The following is a 4903-nucleotide window of genomic DNA, read 5'->3' as shown; positions in this document are numbered from 1 at the left end:
GCGCGGAAACCGGTGCCGCTTGAACGGATTGCGCCGGGACATCGCTCACTCCTCAGCTTGGGGCAACGATGTCTCCGACATCTCGATGGTTAATACAACGGACCCCCTAGGGGAGATAGCTGATCAGCGAACGCTCAGAACACCCCATGGCTGCGCGAGTATCCTTCCAAGGAGTACAGTACTCTCTGGAAGGATACCTCGGGGTACTTTGCGAGCACCCTTGGAAAAGGCTGCTGTACTTGGTTGCGCCGATCAATTGACCGTTACACCTGCTGGGCACGCGCTCCTCAGATACAAACGGCGCAACCAGATCGAGATCATGTTCAGGAGACCCAAGCAATGTCGGCGACCCTGATGCCCGACCTAATCACGCTGGCTTTCGTCCTGCACTTCAGCGAACCCGTATCCTGAGAGGCACTCCGCCAACTTTCGCCCAAATTCCTCGTCCAGGTTTTCAAGGATTTCGTCCACAAGTGCGTCATCAATTTGGGGAAGCAGTTGGACACCGCTTCCATTGCTAGAAGCGGGTATCAACAACTCGATGTTACCACCATGGATATGACAAGATATACGATGCCAATGTTCCTCAGAAATTGGTGCGATATTGTCAAACCGAATTTCATTATTGCTATCTAACCGTTTTGACATTTTAGGAGCCCTTCACTCTTCCCCGGCGAATATCGCTCAGTCAAAGTCTTCTTTTCCGAAGCGATACACAAGAATGACCACTGTCGCCTGAGTAAACAGAACGACTAAAGCCGACTACGCTCGGTCAGTTTGGGCTTGCCTGGCAACTCCTCAATTCAACCTAGAAGCACAGACATGTGCATCCAAATACCGATAATTAGGAAAGTAATTACCGGCCACCAGGTTGATGGCGAATTTTTGGCCAGAAATAATGTATCTCCAAGGCCAGTCGCTCTTCGTAGTGATCAAAGTATAGAGATTTCAACTCGTCAGAGTTCGCAAGCGTTCTTCTTGCTTCCGCCAACGAAACCGAACTATCTTCGGGAGACTTTCCAGACTCTTCAATGATGCCAACTGTAGCTATAGCAAGCAGTTGCCTGTGAGGGGCTGATCTTTCTTCTTGCTTTAGCTTCAGGAACAGGTGTGCCACCAATATGTCTAATGCTGAGTGGAGTAGCGTTTTCATGTTGAACCCTGCGAAAGGAGAGGCACTAAGGCAAATGACGTTTTTATCCAATAGTTCGAGCATCACTGCATCCGAAGTGTTTAGAAGGTCTAGGGTTTCGTCTAACGAGAATGGCCTCTTCGACGGCTGAAATCGCGGTTCAGTCAGGAAATTCATGTTAATGACCCATCTCGATACTAATCCAAGTCAATAAAAGTGTTGAATGTTTTTAGTTAATTGCATGTTAACTGACGGCGGTTTTAACCCAAAACTTACGGCGTTGATCGCGGTTTTGCGGAGCCAGGCCGTGTTGACAAAAGGGATACACATCGGGTTCTGGGCATGATTCAAGCTGGCACCTACGGTGGAGAACAGCTTGGCACGAGATTTGATGTCGGACGAGAAATGGGAGTTGTTTGAGCGGTGCATCCTGACAGCACATGTCGTCAAGGGGCGTAAGCCCACCAATCACCGCCTTGTTCTCGATGGAATTTTCTGGATCGCTTGCATCCGCTCCCCTTGGCGTCATCTGCCCGAGGATTTCGGCAAGCGGTCAAGTGTCTACCACCAGTTCCGGTGCTGGCCCTTGGCCGGGCTCTGGGAACAGATCATGGGCGTTTCGAACGAAACGGTACCGTTCCGGACGTGTTGCAAATGATCCTTCTCGGCGGGCAAGGCCGCCTGCCGGGCAATGAGTGCGCTGGTCCCGAAAAAATCGGTTTGGATCGTTCCTTGCACCGGCTTAGAAACTTGGCCGAACGATGCTTCGACAAGCTCTAGAACGCCCGCAGGGGTGCAACCCGCTACGACAAGTCAGTCGAGAGTTTTCTGGGCTTCGTCGACAGCACGTCAATCCGCCTCTGGCTGAGCCATTTTTCAACATGACCCAGTTTGCCTCGTTTGTGATTTCGATCATCTTGAGATTCAATGCACCAAAAAAGTGCAAACTTTTACAAGGATGATCTAAAAAAGAGATAATAAACTTATTTTCTATGGTTTTGACAGCGCTTGCAACCGGTCACACGATGAGAACAAATCGTGAATATCTAGGGCGAGTTGTTAAAATGGTTACCTATGTTGTGCAGGATGAAACTGACTTTAATACCAATGGAGAAGTCTCCGAAGACCACTTCGGCGTAAATCTCGTCACAATCTATGATGAGGAATATGGAGAGGATTCCTCGAACCTGTCATCACTTGTCGAAGAAATGGGAATTACAAACCTCCGCTATCCAGGTGGTGCTGCAACTGAATATTACTTCGACATGGCCGACCCCAATGCTAATGTTTCTAATGCTGTTCCTGAGCAAACATTGCTTCCAATGGACCAAATGTTTGAGCAGGCAGGAATGTCCGGGCTATCAGTTTCGGTCGTTGTTTCAACCAGAACCGCGTTTGAGCAGAGCGCTTCTGAAGCAATGCTGCGAGGCAACTACGGAAACAGAAGGGATATCAGCTGGGATTACTTGGAGGGCCTTTCTTTCTTCCTAGAAGAACTAGCTTCCGAAGCAATAGAAAACGGCGTAAAAATTTCCGCCATTGAGCTAGGAAACGAGTTTTGGGGATCTGGCGAGATGACCGCTTCCGAGTACGGTTATCTAGTATCGCACTTACTTCCCTTCATTGAAGATTTTTTCATCCAGAGAGACATGGACGCACCGGACTTAATCGTACAGAGCACTTCTTCTGCCTCTGCCGTCTATTCTCCAAGAGAGGACACAATAGTCTACATCGATCCAGAAATGGACATGCATGGCATTTACTCCCTATCTTACATTGATGAAAATTTCGGCGGGGTTGTTCCTGAAGGTTGGATCGCAGCCACAGTTGAAGGGCAAGGAAGTGCCTATTCGCAGGTTTCAGACATTGTATCACAGATCAATAATGTTCCCGGTTCTGCAGATCTCGTGGACGGAGTTTTGCACCACTACTACGTCAGCACGGGTCTTTCTTCAGTTGATGAAGCGAATAGATTTATGTTCTCCCAGTACGCTCGTTTCGAGGAGTTATTGCAAAGATCAACTTCTCTTGCCCCTCTATCGTTCCATGTGACGGAGTGGAACTCTAACTTTTATGGTGAGGATGCTCGGGGCATGGAGCATGCATCCATGATCGTGGAAATGTTCTATGAGCAAATCACACATGGAATTGATGTTTCGCAGATTTGGCCCCTAACTTTTGATACAACACAAAGCATTACCCTCACAGATGTCACTCAGGAAAATCTGACAATTGCTGGCGAGACATTTTCGCTGATGAGGGAAACTCTCGTAGGGATGTCTCCTGTGCTGGACTGGTCGGTGGACGGTGAAATAGATATCCACGGGTTTTCCAGTGGCGAAGACTTCGTATTTATTATTTCTGAAAGATGTGGCGAAGAACACCCATCCACTTCGATCAACTTTTCGGAAATTGTTGGAGACGATTACTACTTTGTCCGGTCGACAATGCTAACTGACGGCGGGCGAGGTGGTGCAGACCATCGGACAACACCAGTGTTAAGCTACGGGAGCAGCCAAACAACTTCCGACGGAACCGTTGAAATTGATCAAGAACCCTGGGCACTTTCCTTTGTCGAACTCACCAGAATTGGCAATGGAAATGATGTCGTTAAAGGAAGCGATAGCCAAGACAATATCATGGGATTGGCTGGAGACGATACGATTAGAGGTAACGCAGCCACCGATCGGATTTATGGAAATAGTGGAAACGATAAAATTTATGGGGGCGTAGGGAGAGACTACCTTTACGGCGGCCAAGAAAACGATCAGCTTTTCGGCAATGCCGGTCGTGATAGAATAGGCGGCGGAAGCGGAGCTGACACCATCTATGGGGGTACATGGCACGACACCATCTTTGGTTCTTTTGGTAATGACAGCCTGCTTGGCGGAGGCGGCTGTGACAAGATCTATGGAGGTTGGGGGAGTGACACTATCTTGGGTGGAAAATGGGACGATACAATTTTTGGTGGTAGAGGGCGTGACTTTGCCTATGGCGAATTGGGTCGTGACGTGATTTCAGGTGGCCGGGGGCATGATTTTCTCTCGGGGGGAGGCGGCGACGACACAATCGCAGGTGGCCGGGGGAATGACACAATTTTGGGTGGCGATGGCCATGACAGACTCTTCGACGGTGCAGGTTCGGATAAATTGACCGGCGGAGAAGGCGCGGACCATTTCGTTTTCGTTAGGGACGGCCACGAAGACTGTTTGACCGACTTTGAAGCTGGACTGGACTTGCTGGACCTGAGATTGTGGGGAGCTGAAAGTTTTGAGGATCTTCAGCTAACACAAGCGGACTTTAACGGGACGCCGACTACTTTGCTGGTCTTTGATCAAGAAAGACTGGTGCTCAACAACGTCACAATTGAGGAACTTCAATCTGCAATCCACGGCGGTTCACTGATTATTTAGCGGCGAGTAAAGCGGTCACTGCTGGACGAAAGCGGCGCCGAGACCGGCATGTGCACGATCCCGGCGGGCGGCCGGCGGTTCCGGGCGCTAGAACTGCCCGTGAAGCAGAAGCAAATGAACAAGACCGCTCTAGTGCCTTGCATCGTGCGTACCGATGGCCTCGCCGAGGAGCACAGCCTGGCCGAGAACGTCCAGCGCGCGCCTCTGCATCCGCTCGACCAGTTCCGTGCCTTCCAGGCGGTGCGCGAGAAGGGCCGGACCCCAAAGCCGACATTTGCCGGACGGCAGCTTCTCTAATCGGGCGTTTGGGTCAAGCTCATTCCATCGTTTCGTTTCCGTCTTATGGGAACAGGTTTCT

Annotated in this window: 2 protein-coding genes and 2 pseudogenes; 3 read left to right on the top strand and 1 reads right to left on the bottom strand. The window is 50.1% G+C overall.

Annotated elements, in window-relative coordinates:
- Nucleotides 1-856: 856 nt before the first annotated feature.
- Nucleotides 857-1216, bottom strand: a complete 360-nt coding sequence (locus ACFMBG_RS23930) for a hypothetical protein (RefSeq protein ID WP_421057140.1) — start codon at nucleotides 1214-1216, stop codon at nucleotides 857-859.
- Between the two features lie 280 nt (nucleotides 1217-1496).
- On the opposite strand from ACFMBG_RS23930, the pseudogene ACFMBG_RS23925 reads away from it, so the two are divergent.
- The 3 genes and pseudogenes from ACFMBG_RS23925 to ACFMBG_RS23915 form a co-directional block, all read left to right on the top strand.
- A pseudogene (locus ACFMBG_RS23925) lies at nucleotides 1497-2017 on the top strand (transposase).
- Nucleotides 2018-2157: 140 nt separating this feature from the next.
- Complete coding sequence (locus ACFMBG_RS23920) at nucleotides 2158-4545, top strand: calcium-binding protein (protein ID WP_421057139.1); 2388 nt, start codon at nucleotides 2158-2160, stop codon at nucleotides 4543-4545.
- A gap of 12 nt (nucleotides 4546-4557) precedes the next feature.
- A pseudogene (locus ACFMBG_RS23915) lies at nucleotides 4558-4806 on the top strand (ParB N-terminal domain-containing protein); the annotation flags it as partial.
- Between the last annotated feature and the right edge of the window lie 97 nt (nucleotides 4807-4903).

The organism is Leisingera coralii (genome assembly GCF_049056525.1).
Lineage (GTDB): Bacteria > Pseudomonadota > Alphaproteobacteria > Rhodobacterales > Rhodobacteraceae > Leisingera > Leisingera coralii.
This window is presented reverse-complemented; position numbering and strand designations above follow the sequence as displayed.